We start from the raw sequence: 17,878 nt of genomic DNA on the forward strand, positions 1-17,878 counted from the left end.
TAGCTGAAATAATCAGCAGTTTTATACCATCTCCGAGGAAGTCTGCACCATCGGCTGCGGCTGCGGCTGGAACATGAACAAGGAGTAAACTACATCTCGGCGGATGTTGACCATCATATCCAAGAAGAGTTCATAACCTTCGCTCTTGTATTCAATTAACGGATCTTTTTGACCGTAACCGCGCAAACCTACAGATTCGCGCAGTGCATCCATTTGTTGCAGGTGTTCGCGCCACAGGGTATCAATCCTTTGCAAGATAAAGAAGCGTTCGGCTTGGCGCATTAATCCTGGCTGAATTTGGTCAATTTGCGCTTCTTTCATGTCGTAGGCAATTCTTACCTGTTCGTGGAGAAAAGCTTTAATTTCCGCGATCGCCATATCTTCTAATTGACTTGGTTGTAAGTCAGCTAGCAGATAGACAAATTCTTTGACTTTTTCCACCAATTTATCCAATTCCCACTCTTCTGAGGGTAAATCGGGGTTGATGTAGTAAGTAACGATGTCATCCATCGTTTTTTCGGCGTAGGTAATTACCTGTTCTTTTAAATCTTGTCCTTCTAATACTCGGCGACGTTCGGCGTAGATGGCGCGGCGTTGATTGTTCATTACCTCGTCGTACTCAAACACCTGTTTACGGATGTCGTAGTAGTAGGTTTCAACTTTTTTCTGTGCGCCTTCCAAACTGCGGGTTAACATACCCGATTCAATGGGCATGTCTTCCTCAACGTTGAAGGCGTTCATTAAACCAGCAACGCGATCGCCTCCGAAGATCCGCAGTAAGTTATCTTCTAAACTGAGGAAGAATCTGGTGGAACCGGGGTCACCTTGTCTTCCCGCCCGTCCGCGCAATTGGTTGTCAATCCGGCGGGATTCGTGGCGTTCTGTACCAATTACGTGCAATCCGCCTAATTCTACCACTTCGTCATGTTCGCGGTGGGTGAATTGTTCGTATTCTTCCTTAATTCGGTTGTAAGCCGCTCGCAATTTTTGAATTACTGGGTCGTCAATGGGAGCTTTTTCGGCGGCAACAGCGACTTTTTCTTCGGCTTCTAATTCTGGTAAACTGCGATCGCCATATTCCCGCACCGCCAAATCTACAGCTTCTTTTAATTGCTGTTCTGCTTCTTTCGATAACTGGGTGGGGAAAATTTCTGGCGAAGCTTTCCAAGTCTTAACTTTTTTCCCAGGGACAAAGCCTTGTCCGCCACCGCTTCCTGTAGGTAAGCCAGCAGCCCTTTGAATACCAAAGGTGTCTTCATCTTCTGGCTGGACAATCCGGGGCATAAAATATTCCCGCAGTTTTAGCCGCGCCATATATTCGGAGTTACCACCCAGGATGATATCAGTACCTCTACCAGCCATGTTTGTGGCGATAGTTACTGCTCCTCTACGTCCTGCCTGAGCGACAATTTCCGCTTCCCGTTCTACGTTTTCCGGGCGTGCATTCAGTAACTCGTGGGGAACTTCCATCTGCTTGAGCAGTTGGCTGAGATACTCAGATTTTTCGACGCTGGTAGTACCGACTAACACAGGCCTGCCGAGTTCGTGCATTTCGCCACATTCCCGCGCGATCGCTTGCCATTTACCTGGTTCTGTTTTAAACACCATATCAGACAAGTCTTGGCGCTTTCTGATCCGGTTTGTGGGAATGATTGTGACTTCTAGCTTGTAAATTTTTTCAAATTCGGCTTCTTCTGTCTTGGCTGTTCCCGTCATTCCCCCCAGTTTGGGATAAAGCAAGAACAGGTTTTGATAGGTAATTGTCGCTAGAGTTTGGGTTTCCGGCTGAATTTCTACATGTTCTTTCGCTTCAATGGCTTGGTGCAATCCATCACTCCAGCGTCTTCCGGGAAGCACCCGTCCGGTAAATTCATCAACAATTACTACTTCGCCGTTACGGACAATATAGTTCACATCCTTGAGGAACAGTTCCTTCGCTTTAATCGCATTAAAGACAAAATGCGCCCAAGGATCTTCCGGATCAAATAAATCTGTCACACCCAACAGGTTTTCTGCTTCCGCAAAGCCTTCATCGGTTAACAGCACGTTCCGCGCTTTTTCATCAACCTCATAATGCTCATCTTTTTTGAGAGTGAAGGCGATTTCGGCTGCTTGCAAATATTTTTCCGTTGGTCTTTCTACCTGACCAGAAATAATCAGTGGTGTCCGCGCCTCATCAACTAAAATTGAATCTACCTCGTCGATGACGCAGTAATTAAAGGGGCGTTGTACCACATCTGCCATTGATGTAGCCATGTTATCCCGCAGGTAGTCAAAACCGACTTCACTATTGGTGACATAAGTAATATCACACTCATAGTTTTTCTGGCGTTCGCTGGGTATCATGTTCGACTGAATCAAGCCTACACTCAATCCCAGAAAGCGATGCACCTGACCCATCCATTCTGCGTCCCGACGTGCCAGGTAATCGTTTACGGTAATAACATGTACACCTTTACCAGTTAGGGCATTTAAATAACTTGGCAAAGTTGCCACCAGGGTTTTACCTTCCCCGGTTTTCATTTCCGCAATTTGCCCAGTGTGGAGAATAATACCGCCTAACATCTGAACATCAAAGTGCCGCAGGCCTAAGACTCGCCTTCCTGCTTCCCGAACCACCGCAAAAGCTTCCGGCAGAATATCATCTAAGGTTTCACCTTTGGCAAGCCGTTGTCTAAACTCGCCTGTTTTCCCTTTCAACTCATCATCGGAAAGTGCTTTAATGTCTTCCTCTAAGAGGTTAATTTCCGTAATGTAAGGTTGGTATTTCTTAAGTTTACGAGCGTTGGGATCGCCCAACAAGTTTTTTAGCATGGCAGGTTATGGCACTAAATAAAGGAGGATGGGAATTAAAGTTTTGGCATAGATTATAAGAATTTAACCCAACCCAGCCCTGTTGGTTGTTGATGGGTATAAAATGAGAATTAACTCACAAACAGCAAAAAGGCTGGCCAACCAGTTTACTAAATGATTGGTTTTATTTTCATATCTTATATTTGAACTTTATTAATAGTATCATTTCACCCCCTGCTGGGGCAGAGAACGCCCACCATGCTCAAGTAGCGATTTCACCCATTGGGGCATGGGGCATTGGGTATTGGGCATTGATTATATCTGTGTGTCCTTCCGTCTTCTTAGCTTTGCTCGCTAGAGAAATCAGCTACAATAGAGCGAATTTCATTGGCGTCAATATCTTCTCGGTCAGATTTAGCATAAATTGTTAAGAGCAAAATACTTGTAGGTGACTCAACTTGATAAATGAGACGGTATCCCGCACTTTTACCTTTTTGAATATTGCTGTTGCGGATTCTCACCTTGTAAACAACATACTGCTCGCCTAAACCGCTAATCCTGTCGCCTAAAATATTTCCTTGTTGTAGTTCTTCGATAATCGGTTGAACATCAGAACGAATATTGCGAAATCTTTTATAAAGGTCTCGCAAGTTTTGTTTATATTCAGGAGTTAAATCGATGAAGACCAATGGATGTTCATTCGGCATCAATTCCCTCCCACATTTCCGATAGTGGAATGCGTTGTCCTGCTTTTGCTTGTTGTAAGGCTCTCCTCAAGCTGGCTTTAATTTCCTCAACAGGTATATCGTCAGGATCTAACTCTTCTGCTTCTGCTGGTTCTGGAACTAGTACAATCACCCTGACTTGATGGGGGTAAGTTGTTCCCTGAATTGGCTGATCTAAAATGAGGTTTCCCTGAGCGTCAATTTTTCCAGTTACTTCAATCGCTTTCATCTGCTATCTACTTGATTTTGTTGCAGATCCTAACACTCATTGGGCATGGGGCATGGGGCATTAGGCATTAGTCCCCCTTGTCCCCTTTCCAAATCCTTACGGCGAATTCTCCATCTCCGGACTCAGGCGACGGAAATTATAGTCAGTGGCGCTGGGGTGACAGCTTACACAGCTATTAATTTGCACTGGCTGGGGTAATTTGACTTTGGGATGTAGGGCTTTAAAATAACGAGAATCTTTGACGCGATAAGGTGTTTCTTCGTCTTTACGTTGAGCACGAGAGAAGAATTGCAGATACCTCCATACTAGAATGCGCGGTGGATCGATTAAAGGCTGTAGCTGTGCGCCGTAGTGCTGGGAGTCTTCTAAAAGATTTTTCCAGGTTTGGCTAGGTAAAACGGCTGGCGGTAGGGCTATGTGACAAGTTGCGCAGTTTTCTATATATAATTCTTGCCCCAGTTTATATTGTGCGGGTACTACGTCAACAGTGCCAATTTCTGTGTTGGGGGTAGCGCCTTGGACGTTGCTAGCTAGGGATAACAGCCAACCCATTGCGAGACTCCATGCCAATACTACCAAAAGTAAACCTAAGGGTTGACGTTTTAATTTGTTGCTTTGGCGTAGGCGTAGCCAGCCGTAGGCATCGCGTTTTCCTTTATTACCCAATCTCCGCTTGACAAAATTTGACATTCCTCACATCCCCAAATATTTCCCTATAGCACTGATATCACAGTCTTTGAATCATCACTAGATTCTGGGACGCGGAAAGTTTTGCATATGTTCACCCTGTATGGGAGATATAGATGATTGAGCTATTTGATTACTGCTATTTGAGGAATGTTATGTCATACCATTTTCAGTCCCTCACCCTGTTTACTTTAATATTTTCTTTAACTTGTCCCGTCGCATCAGCAGCAAGTAACCGTCTAGCGCTCAAGGATACTTTAGCCCAAAATACAACTTCTCAAACGCATCAAAACCGTCAAACCCAAGCCGATAAATTATTACAGCAAGGAATTACTCAATTAAAGGCTAATCAGTTTGATGCTGCAATCAAGTCTTTAGAACAAGCATTAAAAATTTATCAACAAATTAAAAACCGTGGGGGAGAAGGGGAAACACTCAAAAATTTAGGAACTGTTTATGTTAATAAGAAAAATAATCCTCAAGCTATTAAATTATATCAGCAGAGTTTAGTAATTGCGCAAGAAATTAAAAACAGAAATTTAGAGGCTGAAAATCTGCTGAATTTAGGTACTGTTCATAACAGCATCAAGCAACCCGATAAAGCATTGGTTTTCTTACAGCAGAGTTTGCTTATCGCCCAAGAGATGAAAAACCGTGAGTTGCAATTTAAGGTTTTACCGCAGTTGATAGAAGCTTATACAGCTAAAGGTGATAGTAAAAAAGTTGAAGAGTATACACAACAATTATTAACTGACTTTCCCGGATTATCAAAATATTTCGTTGGATTTATTTTATTTGGTCAAATATCAGTTAATAATCAGCAAAAAAATTATCCTCAAGCTATTGAAGTAGGTCAACAAGCATTAGAAATATTTCAGGAAACTAAACTAGAACCAGTCGAATTAGATTTGTTTGTCAGTTTAGTTGGTGAAACCTTTAAAGGGATATCACCAGAATTATTACAGACAATTTTTCAAGTTCTAGTTATGGGAGAACTGTTAAATTCCTATGAGGCGATCGCAGATTATCCCAAGGTTATTGTTTTAGGACAGCAATTTAGAGAAATTACGCAAAAACTGAAGGATAATGACTGGAAATTCATGGCCGAAATTTCCCAGGAAGGTAAAACTAAACAATCACCGGATTACTTCAAGAAAAACTTTCAATTAACTAGTGCATTTTTATTGAGTAAGGCCTATGACATTTCTGGTGAATATGCAAAATCTTTGACTTTTGCTCAAGAAGCATTACCCATTGCACGGGAACTCAAAAATGCCGAAATGGAAGCAAATATTTTACTCACTCTCGCGAGTGCTTCTAGTTCCTTAGCCGTATCTGATGCAGAAAATGAAAAAAGTTTAGCTTTCGCGCAACAAGGTTTAAAAATTGCCAAACAACTGAAAAATCTCCAACTCGAATCTGAAGCTTTAAATCGAATAGCTTACATTTATGACAGCTTGGAAGAGTATCAAAAAAGTATTGAGTTTGCTTCGGCTAGTTTAGAAATAGCTAAAAAAAGTAAAGAGCCTTCGGCAATTATTCAACCTTTATTTACATTAGCTGTTACTTATATAAATTTAGGAGAATATCAAAAATCTAATCAATTGGCACAAGAAGCATTAAGTACAGCACGAAAATTAAAAAATCTCCCAGAATTTGAAGGAATATCTCTGGTGTTTTTGAGTATCAACCATTTTATTAAAAGCGACTATCAAAAAACTATTGCTTTTGCTCAAGAAGGTTTAAATCTAATACCAAAAATCAAGATTCCTTACTATAAACAGCAGTTGTTAATGCTGAATAATCTGTTTATAGGTATAGGACATGGTGGTTTGAATGATAATCAAAAAGCTATTGATTACTTGCAAAAAAGCTTGCAAGTAGTTAGGGATACTAAAGAAGTCAAAACGGAATCACAGATATTAGTATTTTTAGGGGGATTTTATCGACGGACTAAACAATATCAGCAAGCAATTGATACTTATAATCAAGCTGCGGCTCTAGCTGATCAAATCAATTCTTCGGGTAGTAGAGCGGTATTATATGCAGGTTTAGCACGCACATATCGAGAATTAAATCAGCCAACTACGGCGATAACTTATTATCAAAAAGCAATTAACGATATCGAAAAGGTGCGGGAAAAAAATCGTGGTTTATCACGAGAATTACAATCATCGCTTCTACAAGCAATTCAAGATGCTGATAGAACTAGTATTACTGATATATACCGGGAATATGCCAATTTATTGATGTCCCAAGGGCGGAATGTAGAAGCTGGTCAAGTGTTAGAATTGTTAAAGGTACAAGAATTAAGCGAATTTGCTAATCGCAAACCTAGCACTACTCCTAAGCCAATAGCACAAACTCCCACTGAAGCGAAGATTATTAAAAATTATGGTAGTTTGATTGCTTTTGGGCAAAAGTTTGATGAATGTCAAAAAACCAATTGTCCAGAAAAAACTAAATTAGCTGATGAACGAGATGCTTTGATTTCGGAATTTAATCAGAGGATTCAAAACCTAGAGAAAAATGTCCGCGATCGCCTTGCTAAAGACAGAGGTACTTTAGATGCGCAAGACTTACGCAGTGTGGGTAAGAAAATTGTCGAATCTCAGGAAAGTACAGTTTTAATTAATGTCTTTGTAGTTGAGGATAAAACTTGGATTTGGTGGGTATCTAAAGGTGGTGTAGTTAAAAGTGTCGAAGTTCCTGTAAGCGAACCAAAAATTCGGGAGACAGTGAATAAATTCCGCAGATTGTTACAAAATCCTAATTCTAATATCCAAGAATTAAAAGCCACAGGAAAACAACTTTACGATTGGTTAATTAAACCAGTAGAACCAGAATTAAAAGCCAATAAAATTCAAAATCTGGTATTTTCGTTGGATCGGGCTGCACGTTATATTCCCATAGGCGCTTTATTTGATGGTCAACAATACCTGATTGAAAACTATAATATTTCTACAGTGTTATCTGCGGGGTTAACAGATACCGAATCCCGTCTACCTTCAGGAAAAGCAAATACTAAAGTTTTGGGCTTAGGTTTATCTAACGCTGTACCAGGGTTTAATCCTTTACCTAATGTCCCCACCGAATTAGACGCCATTATTCGCCAAACACCCAGCGATCAAAATGGTATTTATCCAGGAAAAAAATACCTGAATAAAGAATTTGATTATCGGACTTTGCGAGATAATCTCAAGGGACATAATATTTTGCACATTGCGACTCATGGTGTATTTGTTCCTGGAAAACAAGATGATTCTTATTTGGTATTAGGAACAGGAGAAAAATTACCAATTCCCCAAATTGATAACTTAGAAGATTTAAGCGATGTACATTTAGTAGTACTTTCAGCTTGTGAAACTGCGCTGGGAGAAACTGCAAAAGATGGGATAGAAATTCCTGGTGTCAGCTTTTATTTCCTCAACCGTCGCGCTAAGGCGGTAATGGCTTCTTTATGGTTGGTAGATGATGCTAGTACTAGTTTGTTGATGCAGCAATTTTATGCAAATTTAGCCAAAGATAATCAACCGACAAAAGCCCAAGCTTTGCGTCAAGCACAATTGAGTTTGTTGCGTGGTAATAATACTGCAAATTCAAGTGGTGATAGGGGTGCGATTAATGTGGAACCAGTACCTGGTACATCAACAAAACCAGGTAGAAATATCACGAATTATTCCCATCCATATTATTGGGCACCATTTATTTTAATTGGCAATGGACTGTAGATAATTCGTAATACTTCTCTTCTCCCAAGGGGAGACGCGCAAGGGACGAGACGCTCCGCGTAGCTTGCTTCCCCGAAGGGGTACGACTTTGCTCAGTACAAGTTCCTGATTCGTAATTCGTCATTGCGAATGTAGCAAAGAGAAGCAATCGCGAGGGCTGGGATTGCTTCTTTTTGCTATGCAACGCTACCGCGAACGAGAGGCGAACGCGAACGCTTCGCTCACAATGACAGTTATAATTCAACTCAGTTGTGGTAGGTGCGATCGCCAATTTTGCCTTAAGTTGCGTAGGTTGGGTTGAGGAACGAAACCCAACATTTCCAGGAGTTTGTTGGGTTTCACTTCGTTCAACCCAACCTACAATTATCCTTAACTGAACCGTATTGAGTTATAATTCAACTCAATTGTGGTAGCTGCGATCGCCAATTTTGCCTTAAGCTAACTTATTCACCAGTCTTTGATACTCATGAATGAGGCTCGGAAGCTCATGAATGAGCCTCAGAAGCTCATGAATGAGGCTCAGAAGCTCGTGAATGAGGCTCAGAAGCTCGTGAATGAGGCTCAGAAGCTCGTGAATGAGGCTCGGAAGCTCGTGAATGAGGCTCAGAAGCTCGTGAATGAGGCTCGGAAGTTCATTAATGAGGCTCAGAAGTTCATTAATGAGGCTCAGAAGTTCATTAATGAGGCTCGGAAGCTCGTGAATGAGGCTCAGAAGTTCATTAATGAGCCTTTGATATTTGTTTACCTGCTTTTTTGGCTAGTACTTGGGTTATTCTATCTTGCGTTTGCCCCAATTCAGCCTGAAGCCAATTCTCAACCAAAGAATCTGACATCCTTTACCCGCATTTCTCACAAGCAGTAGGGGCGGGTTAAGCGAGATAGTCGTGAATAATGGAATCATATCTGTGAACCCGCCCCTACTGAAGTAGACTCAGGATATGCAAAGAAATTTAGTCATCTAAAGATGATTTTCGCTATGAGCAAGGAACTTCAGTTCCTTGCGGTACTGTCCCTACTAACACCAAATCTGCACAACACGCCCTTGCAATTGTTGCCCTAACCAAGGTGTATTACTAGAAAGTGTATGCAAATTTTTACTTTCAACTTTCCAACTCTGCTGCGGATCGAATAGGGTTAATTCTGCTTTTTGATTTGCTGTCAACGCAGTTAACTTTTGTCGCAAACATTCTGCTGACTTTGTACTCAAAGCACGCCATAATTCTAAAGCTGTAAATTCTCCAGTCTCAACTAGATGTTGCCATAATAAAGGTAATGCTAACTCTAAGCCAATTGCTCCCGGTGGTGCTTCTGCAAAGGCTTGGACTTTTTCTTCATAGGTAAAGGCTGCATGATCGATCGCGATCGCATCGATGATTCCTGTACGTACCCCTTCCCGTAACGCTGCCATATCTTTAGGAGTACCCAAGGGTGGATCTAAATGCAAGCTGGTGTGATAACTCTTAACAGCTTTGGTATCTAATAATAAATGCATCCAGGTAGTACTAGCGGTAATTGGTAAACCAGATGCCTTAGCTGAAGCAATTAATTCTACACTGCGTGCCGTAGAAACACGCATAATATGTACGTGAGAATTACCGATGCTGGCGACTAATTCTAATAAAGATGCGATCGCAGATGTTTCTGCACTTTCTGGTATTGGCGGTAAACCAAACCGCAATGCATCGGCACCTTCGCGCATAACTCCATTCACAGCCAATTGGCGATCGCAAGCCCAAAAAGCCACTGGTTTAGCAAAAGGCAGTAAATATTCTAACACCCGCCTTACCAGCCCCAAATTCTCTCTTGGCTGCCCATCAGTAAAGCCAATAACACCAGCAGTCGCTAAATCTGCCAACTCCGTTAACTGCTTCCCCGCCAAATCCAAAGTCATCGCCCCCCAAACTTGCAACTGGGGTAAAACAGAAGACACAGAAGCAATTTCCCTTTCCCTCACCTTCTGCAACTGTGCCACAACTGCCGGGTTATCAATCGCGGGAGATGTATTAGGTAAAATACTAACTCTGGTAAAGCCACCCGCCGCCGCCGCTTGCAACAGAGAACAGAGGGTTTCCCGTTCTTCAAACCCTGGTTCACCAGAGTGGCTGTACAAATCCACTAACCCCGGCCCTAGAACTAAACCCCGACAATCTCTAATTTGAGTATCAGAACTAACATCGGTAATATGAGATGCGATCGCTTGAATATAATTATCAGCAATTAGCACATCCGCTATTTGGTCGGTTCCAGAAACCGGATCTATCACCCGTACTTGTTGTAGCAATTCAGTTGTCATGTGAGCTATCAGCTATTATTTATCAGTGCTTTAACTGTTAGTCTATTTTCATCTAGGAAATTCCAGAATTAAATTATCCAATTTGTCAGAGCAAAATAGGCAGGGGGCAGGGAGCAGGGAGCAGGGGGAATAATATTAGGTAATTCATTGTCTGGAAGTCCCTTAAGTCATCTTTAGAGGACTAGATGTGCATCAAAATTCTTAGTCTACTAAAGTAGACTTGAGCTATTAGCCTGGGAATTCATGCCCAGGCGGGCGAAGAAGCCTTAATGCACATTCATCTATAGGTTTCTCTCCCCTGCCCCTTTTCCTCTTCCTTAACACCAATCTCTACAATGCTCCAGCAGCTGTTTTATCAAATACCCCACCACCTAAGTGAGTAGTAATATTCATCGCTTGCAGCACTGGTAAACCATCCGGGCCAGATGGATAATCGATGACACTAACTGCACCATTACCCTGGCGGAAATTCCAGAAGTTATCTGCGGGTAAACCCAGAATATGACATAGTAAAGTTTTGTTAGTAGCATCGTGAGCTACGACTATGCCTGTTTTGAGTTGGCTTTGAGCTGCGGCTTGCACAATGGCTTGCCAAGCTGCAACACTGCGTTCCCATACTTGTTGTAAATTTTCCCCTTCTGGCATTTGCACCTCGGCGGGAACTGTGCGCCAGCGTTCCAATTCACCGGGAAATTCTTGTTCGATTTCTACTTCTAATTTTCCTTCCCAAAGTCCGTGGCTAATTTCTCGTAAACCATCTTGCAATTCCAACTTTATACTAGGATGGTGCTGCAAAATAATCTCTGCTGTTTCTTTGGGACGTTGCATAGAACTGCTAACAGCGAAATCAATAGCCACATCTTTCAGAAATTCTCCGGCTTTTTGCGCCTGACTTCTGCCGTTGTCGTTGAGGGGAACGTCAATTTGTCCTTGAAATCTAGTTTGGCGATTCCACTCTGTTTCCCCATGACGTACCAGTAATAATCTCACGCCTTCATGTCCTGGTCTCAATGAAGGCAAAATTTCGCCTGTATGTTGTGTTTGATTTAAAGACTCTAGCTGGACTGCATCTGCCAAACCGCCAGCAAAATTTAAAATTGTGATACCACAATTAGATTGCTGTATGGAATGGTAGCGACTGGGGGGAATGCCTAAAGCTGTGCTGATTAAAGCGCGATTAATGCCGTTATGCCCCACAATCAAAATAGTTTCGCCTTGATGATGGGGTAATATTTCTTGCCAAAATTCTTGAGCTTGGGCGTATAAAGACACAACAGGGAAATGTTCTTTAGTTCCCTGTGCATCTTCTAGCAACATCCGCAGTTCGTCAGGATGTTCGTGCCAAGTTTTATAATCTTCAGCATACTTTTCCTTGACCTCAGATGTGAGCATTCTCTCCCACAAAGGCAAGTCTATTTCCAACAATTTATCAGAAGTTTGGATAACAGCAGCTTTTCCCGTAGCATTGGCTAATTCATGATGAATAATTTCTGCTGTCTGTTTTGCCCTTTGTAAAGGACTGCTGTAAATGGCGTTGAATGAAATATTACTGAGGGCCTTGCCTAATTTGGTAGCATCATTCTGACCTTTTTGAGTCAATTGTGACGCATCAATGCGTCCTTGAATACGCCGCTCGGTGTTATAGCTACTTTGACCGTGGCGTACAATGATGACTCTTGTCATCTATCTTGCCCTCCTCTATCTAAAGGACTAATTTTACTGCAAACTGGGTAAGCAGAATTATCAATATACAGCGTCTTGCAGTTAGGAAACTCCAAAATATAAATTATCGAAGAAAGCAACAATCTCTGCTTCACTGCTTCTTGATCAATCTTGCCAAGGTGTAGTCGGTGCATCTGGATCGTCTGAAGGTGCAGTGGGAATTGATGAATTATTTTGCCTAATAGTATTTTTAGTAATATAAGTGCTCAACTGCTCAAATGCGATTAAAGCCTCAGTTGCAGTTTGATAGCGTTGCTTATAGTCTTCCAATACCATTTGGCTGAGAATTTCTGCTAAGGGTTCGCTGACTTCTACTTTATCTCTCCATTGCAACTCTCCCTCACTATCCCTTTTAAATTCGTGAGGGGAAATACCAGTCAAGGCTTTGATGCCAATCATCCCCACTGCATAGATGTCACTACTATATTGGGGGCGACCAAAACATTGTTCGTTGGGTGCATAACCTTTAGTGCCAATGCCAATGGTGAAGGGGGTGTGTTCTTGATTTTCCATTGGCGGCGCAGATACGTCTTTGACTGCACCAAAGTCGATTAACACGAGTTTCCAGTCAGAATGGCGACGAATAATGTTGCTAGGTTTAATATCGCGATGAATTACTTTATTTTCATGGACAAATGCTAATGTTTGCAATAAATCTCTTAAAGTATCGATGACAGTGTTTTCCGATAGGGATTGACCAGGAGATAATTCTTGGCTTAATGGATGACCTAATATATATTCTTGAACTAAATAAAATTCTTCATTCTGTTCAAAATAAGCTAATAATTGGGGAATTTGCGGATGTGTACCCAATCTTTCTAATGTTTGCGCTTCAGAATTAAATAAACGTCTGGCTAGTTGCAATCCTGTGGATTTAGTATTAGCAGGTTTGAGCTGTTTAACTACACAACGGGGATTTCCCGGACGATGGGTATCTTCTGCAATGTAAGTCTCGCTAAAGCCACCAGAACCGAGGACTTTGACAATTCTATAGCGTCCGCCAAGAATTGTGCCAGCTAAGGCTAAATTCCGTTGCTGGAGAAGGTCTTGCAAGTCATCTTGTTGACTGATAATTTCTTGCACTACTGGCGAAGATTGATGTTTGCGAAATATATCGATTAATTGCCGTTTTTTAATACTTTCTCTAACTATTTCAGTTCCTAGATAAGTGAAGCCACTAAACGCGATCGCAATTATGGGTATGGTTGTGGGGAAAATTAAATTGCCCGATGTAAATAATACATAGCTGATACCGCCCCAAATCGTTGCTAGTCCCAGGCTAGAGATAAATCGCGTTATCCCGCGCTTGCTTCTGGTAAACAGGAGTATGCCACCCCCAACTAGAACTAGTACAAATAAACCGCGTAATGGGGGACTAGTTATGCCTTGGGCGATCGCTTTATCGTACATTAAGGTAGCGATCGCATTGGCATGAATTTCTACTCCAGACATGCGTTCGGGATATAGCCAGTTACTTCCAGTCGCTACTGCATAAAAATCATTGCCTAACTGGGCTGTAGCGCCAATAATCACAATTTTATTTTGGAAAACCTTACCCCTTTGCAAATAGTTTTGCCAATTTTCTGGGTCGAGTAAATACCAAAAGGGAATCTGTTCAAATGTCCCCGCCGGGCCCCAAAAATGAATGTGATCGCCCTTGGGTCGAGGATAATTAATTTGCGCTGCTCTCAGTACTGCTTCATCAAAAGAAGGTACCTTATCAGTAATTAAATCATTTGCTGTTAATAACTGCGTATACTCACTGGCTAAACGATGAATTTTGCCATCTACTTCTATGGGAAAATTTACCGTCCCGATTGATACTGAACCTTTATGAAACATCCGCTGCGGTTGTGTTAGCTGGACGAAGGTTCCTTGATGGGTTTGAAAGTTCTCGTACAGCGCAGCTAAAGTCACTTTACCACCGTATTTTTCTAAGGCTGCTTGCAATTGGCGATCGTCCGCCGGGCCATAACTACTTGGAGTATCAAATACAACATCTACTGCAACAGCCTTGGCACCAGCCTGCACCAATTTTTCAATAACTTGGGCATATGCAGCACGTTTAAATGGAAAAGATTTCAGTGGTTCCAGGTAAGCATACTGTTGTGGATTTGTTTTATAGTACTGTTCAGGGACTGATACAGACTGATTGTCGATTGCCAAAATCACAATGTCTTCTGGAGGATCTACTGGCCCCCGCAACTGAAAAAAAGTCGAAATCGCCTGACTTTCCATCAATTGCACCATACCCATACCAGAAGTACTCAGCATTGCTGCACCAATTGCTGAAGCACCAGTCAACAGATGACCCAACCAAGTTATCAACTTGGAACGGTAAGTTGAAGTGGTCGAAGTTGCTTTTGTCGGTTTACTTAACCGCCCATTGGCAGCAGAGACATCTTGTTTAGTTGCGGTAGAGGTAGGTTCTTCTGCCATATCGTGTTATTGAATGATTAAGGTACAACAACTTTTATTTATTCAGACCCTGTTTTAGTGCAACCACATTGAAATCTGACTTAAATGAGAAACTTATACATTTGTTATCTATCGATTATTTTCCCCCAAATTTCTATTAATATCGCTACTTTGCTTACCTCTAGTTATTTTTACAATCCTGACCTCATTCTTGCAAACAGCTGCAAGCTGTAATGTTCCCAAGAACCCAGCTAAAAATGCTTGGCCTTTACACTTGCTTGAGATGAGATCTACCCCACCCAAAATCTATACCCCCAATAGCGAGTTGAGTGCGCAAGGCTTGTCAGTTGTCATTTGTCAGCAGCTTTATTTTAGCCAATGACATCAGTATTAGTGACGATCGTAGCATCACCCAGAAGGTCAGTTATTTTGGCATCTGGTTTCATAGCCCTCCCTGAGTTAACGATCTCAATATATATTTGCCATTGACTACTGACAAAATCCTTATCTACTAGTGGCGTGAGGATTTTTAACAGAAGTTTATTTTTAGCAACTTCTGTCACTGCTGCAACACCGATATACCACAAAAATTGTGTCCTGTTGATGATGGCAAAAATTAGAGATGCGCATTAGCCTACCTTCTCCCCTACTAGTTGCACTATACCTCTTTAGGAGTAAACTGAACTGTTATACAGTTAAGATTACTGTTATTAAGTCTAATTTATTGGTAGATTTTGATCGTAGGGTAACGCTTGTAGTACCTGAGATGCAAAACTAAGAGCCTCCAGGATATGCTCTAATGTTGCCACCATTATTAATGAATTAAAAGGGGTTAAGATAAAAGCTATACATGAAGATACACTTTATAGATATTAGCAAATTGGGCGATTGATAATTGCTATAATCTATTGTTCAATCTAAAATTCTTTTCTATTATTTAGGTGTAATTTTTTATGGTATCTCCTATGAATCGTCTGTCTATTTTTGTAGACGGAAACAATATGTTCTATGCTCAGCAAAAAAATGGCTGGTTTTTTGACCCCAGGCGAGTATTAGAATATTTTAAAAACGAACAACAAGAAACAACCTTAATTAATGCCTTCTGGTACACTGGCTTAAAAGACCCACAAGATCAACGAGGTTTCCGCGATGCTCTGATTAGTTTAGGATATACAGTCCGCACGAAAATTCTCAAAGAATATTATGATGATTCTTCTGGGAGGTACTCGCAAAAAGCTAATCTAGATATTGAAATTGTTGTAGATATGTTCAATACAGTAGACCAATACGATAGAGTAGTTTTATTTAGCGGCGATGGCGATTTTGAACGGGCAATTGAACTATTACGCTCAAAAAATACACATATTACTGTAGTTTCCACAGAAGGCATGATCGCCAGAGAATTACGTAATGCTACTGATAGATATATAGATTTGAATGATATTAGAGACCGCATAGAAAAAACTGAAGCCTAATATAGTTAATAAATATTTACAAATGTAAATAGTAAAAAACCTAAAATCAAAGTGTAGTTATAGCAAAAAGTCCACCCTAAACTAAACAAAGAGAAAATGAGCAGCCAACCAGAGCGAATTATCATATTTGATACGACATTGCGCGATGGCGAACAATGTCCGGGAGCGACCTTAAATATAGATGAAAAGCTAGTAATAGCCAAGCAGTTGGCGCGGCTTGGGGTAGATGTAATTGAAGCGGGTTTTGCATTTGCAAGTCCGGGAGATTTTGAAGCTGTCAACAAAATCGCCCAAGTCGTCGGTACAGAAAATGGCCCGGTAATCTGTAGTTTAGCCAGAGCCAAGCATGATGATATCAAAGCCGCAGCCGCAGCGATTAAACCAGCAGCGAAAGGCAGAATTCACACATTTATCGCCACATCTGATATTCATCTCAAGTACAAGCTGAAAAAAACCAAGTCAGAAGTAATTGCGATCGCCGAAGAAATGGTCGCCTATGCCAAAAGCTTCACCGATGATGTAGAATTTTCCCCAGAAGATGCCGGACGCTCCGATCCAGAATTTTTGTACCAAGTATTAGAAAGAGCGATCGCAGCTGGTGCAACAACAGTTAATATTCCCGATACTGTGGGTTACACAACCCCCAGCGAATTTGGGGCAATAATTAAGGGGATAAAAGAAAATGTCCCCAACATTGACAAAGCGATTATTTCCGTTCACGGACATAACGACCTAGGTTTAGCCGTTGCTAACTTCTTGGAAGCAGTCAAGAATGGCGCGAGACAATTAGAATGTACCATCAACGGTATTGGCGAACGTGCAGGTAATGCCGCTTTAGAAGAATTGGTAATGGCGTTGCATGTCCGGCGACAATATTTTAATCCCTTCTTGGGTAGACCAGCCGATTCTGAACAATCTCTGACAAATATCGACACCAAGGAAATTTATAGATCTTCACGCCTGGTGTCTAATTTAACCGGGATGCTAGTGCAGCCAAATAAAGCCATAGTCGGGGCTAACGCCTTTGCCCACGAATCCGGCATTCACCAAGATGGTGTATTAAAGAACAAGCTGACCTATGAAATTATGGATGCCCAATTGATTGGTTTAACAGACAATCAAATCGTCTTGGGTAAACATTCTGGAAGAAACGCTTTCCGCACCCGCTTAAAAGAATTGGGCTTTGAACTTTCTGAAAGCGAATTGAATAAAGCCTTTGTCAGATTCAAAGAAGTTGCTGATAAAAAGAAAGAAATCTCCGATTGGGATTTAGAAGCGATCGTCAACGATGAAATTCAACAAGCCCCGGATTTGTTTAAAGTAGAATTGGTGCAAGTTTCCTGTGGAAGCAACGCCCAACCTACCGCCACAGTCACCTTGCGCACTCCCGAAGGTCAAGAATTAACCGACGCCGCCATTGGTACCGGGCCTGTGGATGCAGTTTATAAGGCAATTAACCGTGTAGTTAACGTACCTAACCAGTTGATTGAGTTTTCTGTACAATCAGTTACAGCAGGTATTGATGCGATTGGCGAAGTAACTATCAGGTTAAAGCATGAATCGCGCATATTCTCAGGTCATGCAGCCAATACAGACATTATTGTAGCTTCGGCGCAGGCTTACGTGAATGCACTGAATAGGTTGTATGCTTCTTTGCAAAGTAAAGAAAAGGCGGAAGAAGCAACTCCCCAAAAAGTCTAGATAAATCTTAACTTTTAGCCCTTGCAATTATTCTTAATTGGAGAATTGCAAGGGTTATTTTTATGGTAGATAAACGTTTTCACACAATCAATTATGCTGTAATC

At 41.5% G+C, this 17,878-nt stretch carries 12 protein-coding genes; 4 read left to right on the forward strand and 8 right to left on the reverse strand.

The window, feature by feature from the left end; all coding sequences use genetic code 11:
* Positions 1-21 precede the first annotated feature (21 nt).
* The 4 genes from secA to H6G41_RS16845 form a co-directional block, all read right to left on the reverse strand.
* Complete coding sequence (gene secA, locus H6G41_RS16830; protein WP_190747336.1) at positions 22-2,814, reverse strand: preprotein translocase subunit SecA; 2,793 nt, start codon at positions 2,812-2,814, stop codon at positions 22-24.
* Positions 2,815-3,134: 320 nt separating this feature from the next.
* Positions 3,135-3,500 (reverse strand): type II toxin-antitoxin system RelE/ParE family toxin, encoded by a 366-nt coding sequence (locus H6G41_RS16835; protein WP_190747337.1) that lies wholly within the window; start codon positions 3,498-3,500, stop codon positions 3,135-3,137.
* Positions 3,490-3,747: a hypothetical protein gene (locus H6G41_RS16840; protein WP_190747338.1), complete on the reverse strand. Its 258-nt coding sequence runs from the start codon at positions 3,745-3,747 to the stop codon at positions 3,490-3,492. Before H6G41_RS16840 ends, H6G41_RS16835 begins: the two co-directional genes overlap by 11 nt.
* 96 nt (positions 3,748-3,843) lie before the next feature.
* Complete coding sequence (locus H6G41_RS16845) at positions 3,844-4,437, reverse strand: diheme cytochrome c (RefSeq protein ID WP_190747339.1); 594 nt, start codon at positions 4,435-4,437, stop codon at positions 3,844-3,846.
* A gap of 152 nt (positions 4,438-4,589) precedes the next feature.
* Between H6G41_RS16845 and H6G41_RS16850 the strand changes: the two genes are divergently transcribed.
* On the forward strand, positions 4,590-8,165 hold the full coding sequence (locus H6G41_RS16850) for a CHAT domain-containing protein (protein WP_190747340.1): 3,576 nt from the start codon (positions 4,590-4,592) through the stop codon (positions 8,163-8,165).
* 487 nt (positions 8,166-8,652) lie between these two features.
* Positions 8,653-9,027, forward strand: coding sequence for a hypothetical protein (locus H6G41_RS16855; RefSeq protein WP_190747341.1), 375 nt, complete (start codon positions 8,653-8,655; stop codon positions 9,025-9,027).
* A 153-nt stretch (positions 9,028-9,180) separates the two neighbouring features.
* Here H6G41_RS16855 and H6G41_RS16860 read toward each other — a convergent pair whose 3' ends face one another.
* From H6G41_RS16860 to H6G41_RS16875, 4 genes are all read right to left on the reverse strand, one after another.
* Positions 9,181-10,458, reverse strand: coding sequence for a dihydroorotase (locus H6G41_RS16860; protein WP_190747342.1), 1,278 nt, complete (start codon positions 10,456-10,458; stop codon positions 9,181-9,183).
* A gap of 330 nt (positions 10,459-10,788) precedes the next feature.
* Positions 10,789-12,141, reverse strand: coding sequence for a histidine phosphatase family protein (locus H6G41_RS16865; protein WP_190747343.1), 1,353 nt, complete (start codon positions 12,139-12,141; stop codon positions 10,789-10,791).
* Between the two features lie 144 nt (positions 12,142-12,285).
* The gene (locus H6G41_RS16870; protein WP_190747344.1) at positions 12,286-14,619 is read right to left on the reverse strand and encodes a serine/threonine-protein kinase; all 2,334 of its coding nucleotides are present in this window, start codon (positions 14,617-14,619) and stop codon (positions 12,286-12,288) included.
* Positions 14,620-14,969: 350 nt separating this feature from the next.
* On the reverse strand, positions 14,970-15,185 hold the full coding sequence (locus H6G41_RS16875) for a hypothetical protein (RefSeq protein ID WP_190747345.1): 216 nt from the start codon (positions 15,183-15,185) through the stop codon (positions 14,970-14,972).
* A gap of 366 nt (positions 15,186-15,551) precedes the next feature.
* Between H6G41_RS16875 and H6G41_RS16880 the strand changes: the two genes are divergently transcribed.
* Together H6G41_RS16880 and H6G41_RS16885 are read left to right on the forward strand one after the other, a co-directional pair.
* On the forward strand, positions 15,552-16,073 hold the full coding sequence (locus H6G41_RS16880) for an NYN domain-containing protein (protein WP_190747346.1): 522 nt from the start codon (positions 15,552-15,554) through the stop codon (positions 16,071-16,073).
* Between the two features lie 96 nt (positions 16,074-16,169).
* Positions 16,170-17,774, forward strand: a complete 1,605-nt coding sequence (locus H6G41_RS16885; RefSeq protein ID WP_190747347.1) for a 2-isopropylmalate synthase — start codon at positions 16,170-16,172, stop codon at positions 17,772-17,774.
* Positions 17,775-17,878: the final 104 nt, after the last annotated feature.

This window comes from Tolypothrix sp. FACHB-123, assembly GCF_014697075.1.
In the GTDB taxonomy this organism is placed as follows: domain Bacteria; phylum Cyanobacteriota; class Cyanobacteriia; order Cyanobacteriales; family Nostocaceae; genus Aulosira.

Bases quoted from the DNA above. Each gene is read 5' to 3' on its own strand.
- secA (WP_190747336.1), bottom strand. From the start codon at position 2,814: ATGCTAAAAAACTTGTTGGGCGATCCCAACGCTCGTAAACTTAAGAAA.
- H6G41_RS16835 (WP_190747337.1), bottom strand. From the start codon at position 3,500: ATGCCGAATGAACATCCATTGGTCTTCATCGATTTAACTCCTGAATAT.
- H6G41_RS16840 (WP_190747338.1), bottom strand. From the start codon at position 3,747: ATGAAAGCGATTGAAGTAACTGGAAAAATTGACGCTCAGGGAAACCTC.
- H6G41_RS16845 (WP_190747339.1), bottom strand. From the start codon at position 4,437: ATGTCAAATTTTGTCAAGCGGAGATTGGGTAATAAAGGAAAACGCGAT.
- H6G41_RS16850 (WP_190747340.1), top strand. From the start codon at position 4,590: ATGTCATACCATTTTCAGTCCCTCACCCTGTTTACTTTAATATTTTCT.
- H6G41_RS16855 (WP_190747341.1), top strand. From the start codon at position 8,653: ATGAATGAGCCTCAGAAGCTCATGAATGAGGCTCAGAAGCTCGTGAAT.
- H6G41_RS16860 (WP_190747342.1), bottom strand. From the start codon at position 10,458: ATGACAACTGAATTGCTACAACAAGTACGGGTGATAGATCCGGTTTCT.
- H6G41_RS16865 (WP_190747343.1), bottom strand. From the start codon at position 12,141: ATGACAAGAGTCATCATTGTACGCCACGGTCAAAGTAGCTATAACACC.
- H6G41_RS16870 (WP_190747344.1), bottom strand. From the start codon at position 14,619: ATGGCAGAAGAACCTACCTCTACCGCAACTAAACAAGATGTCTCTGCT.
- H6G41_RS16880 (WP_190747346.1), top strand. From the start codon at position 15,552: ATGGTATCTCCTATGAATCGTCTGTCTATTTTTGTAGACGGAAACAAT.
- H6G41_RS16885 (WP_190747347.1), top strand. From the start codon at position 16,170: ATGAGCAGCCAACCAGAGCGAATTATCATATTTGATACGACATTGCGC.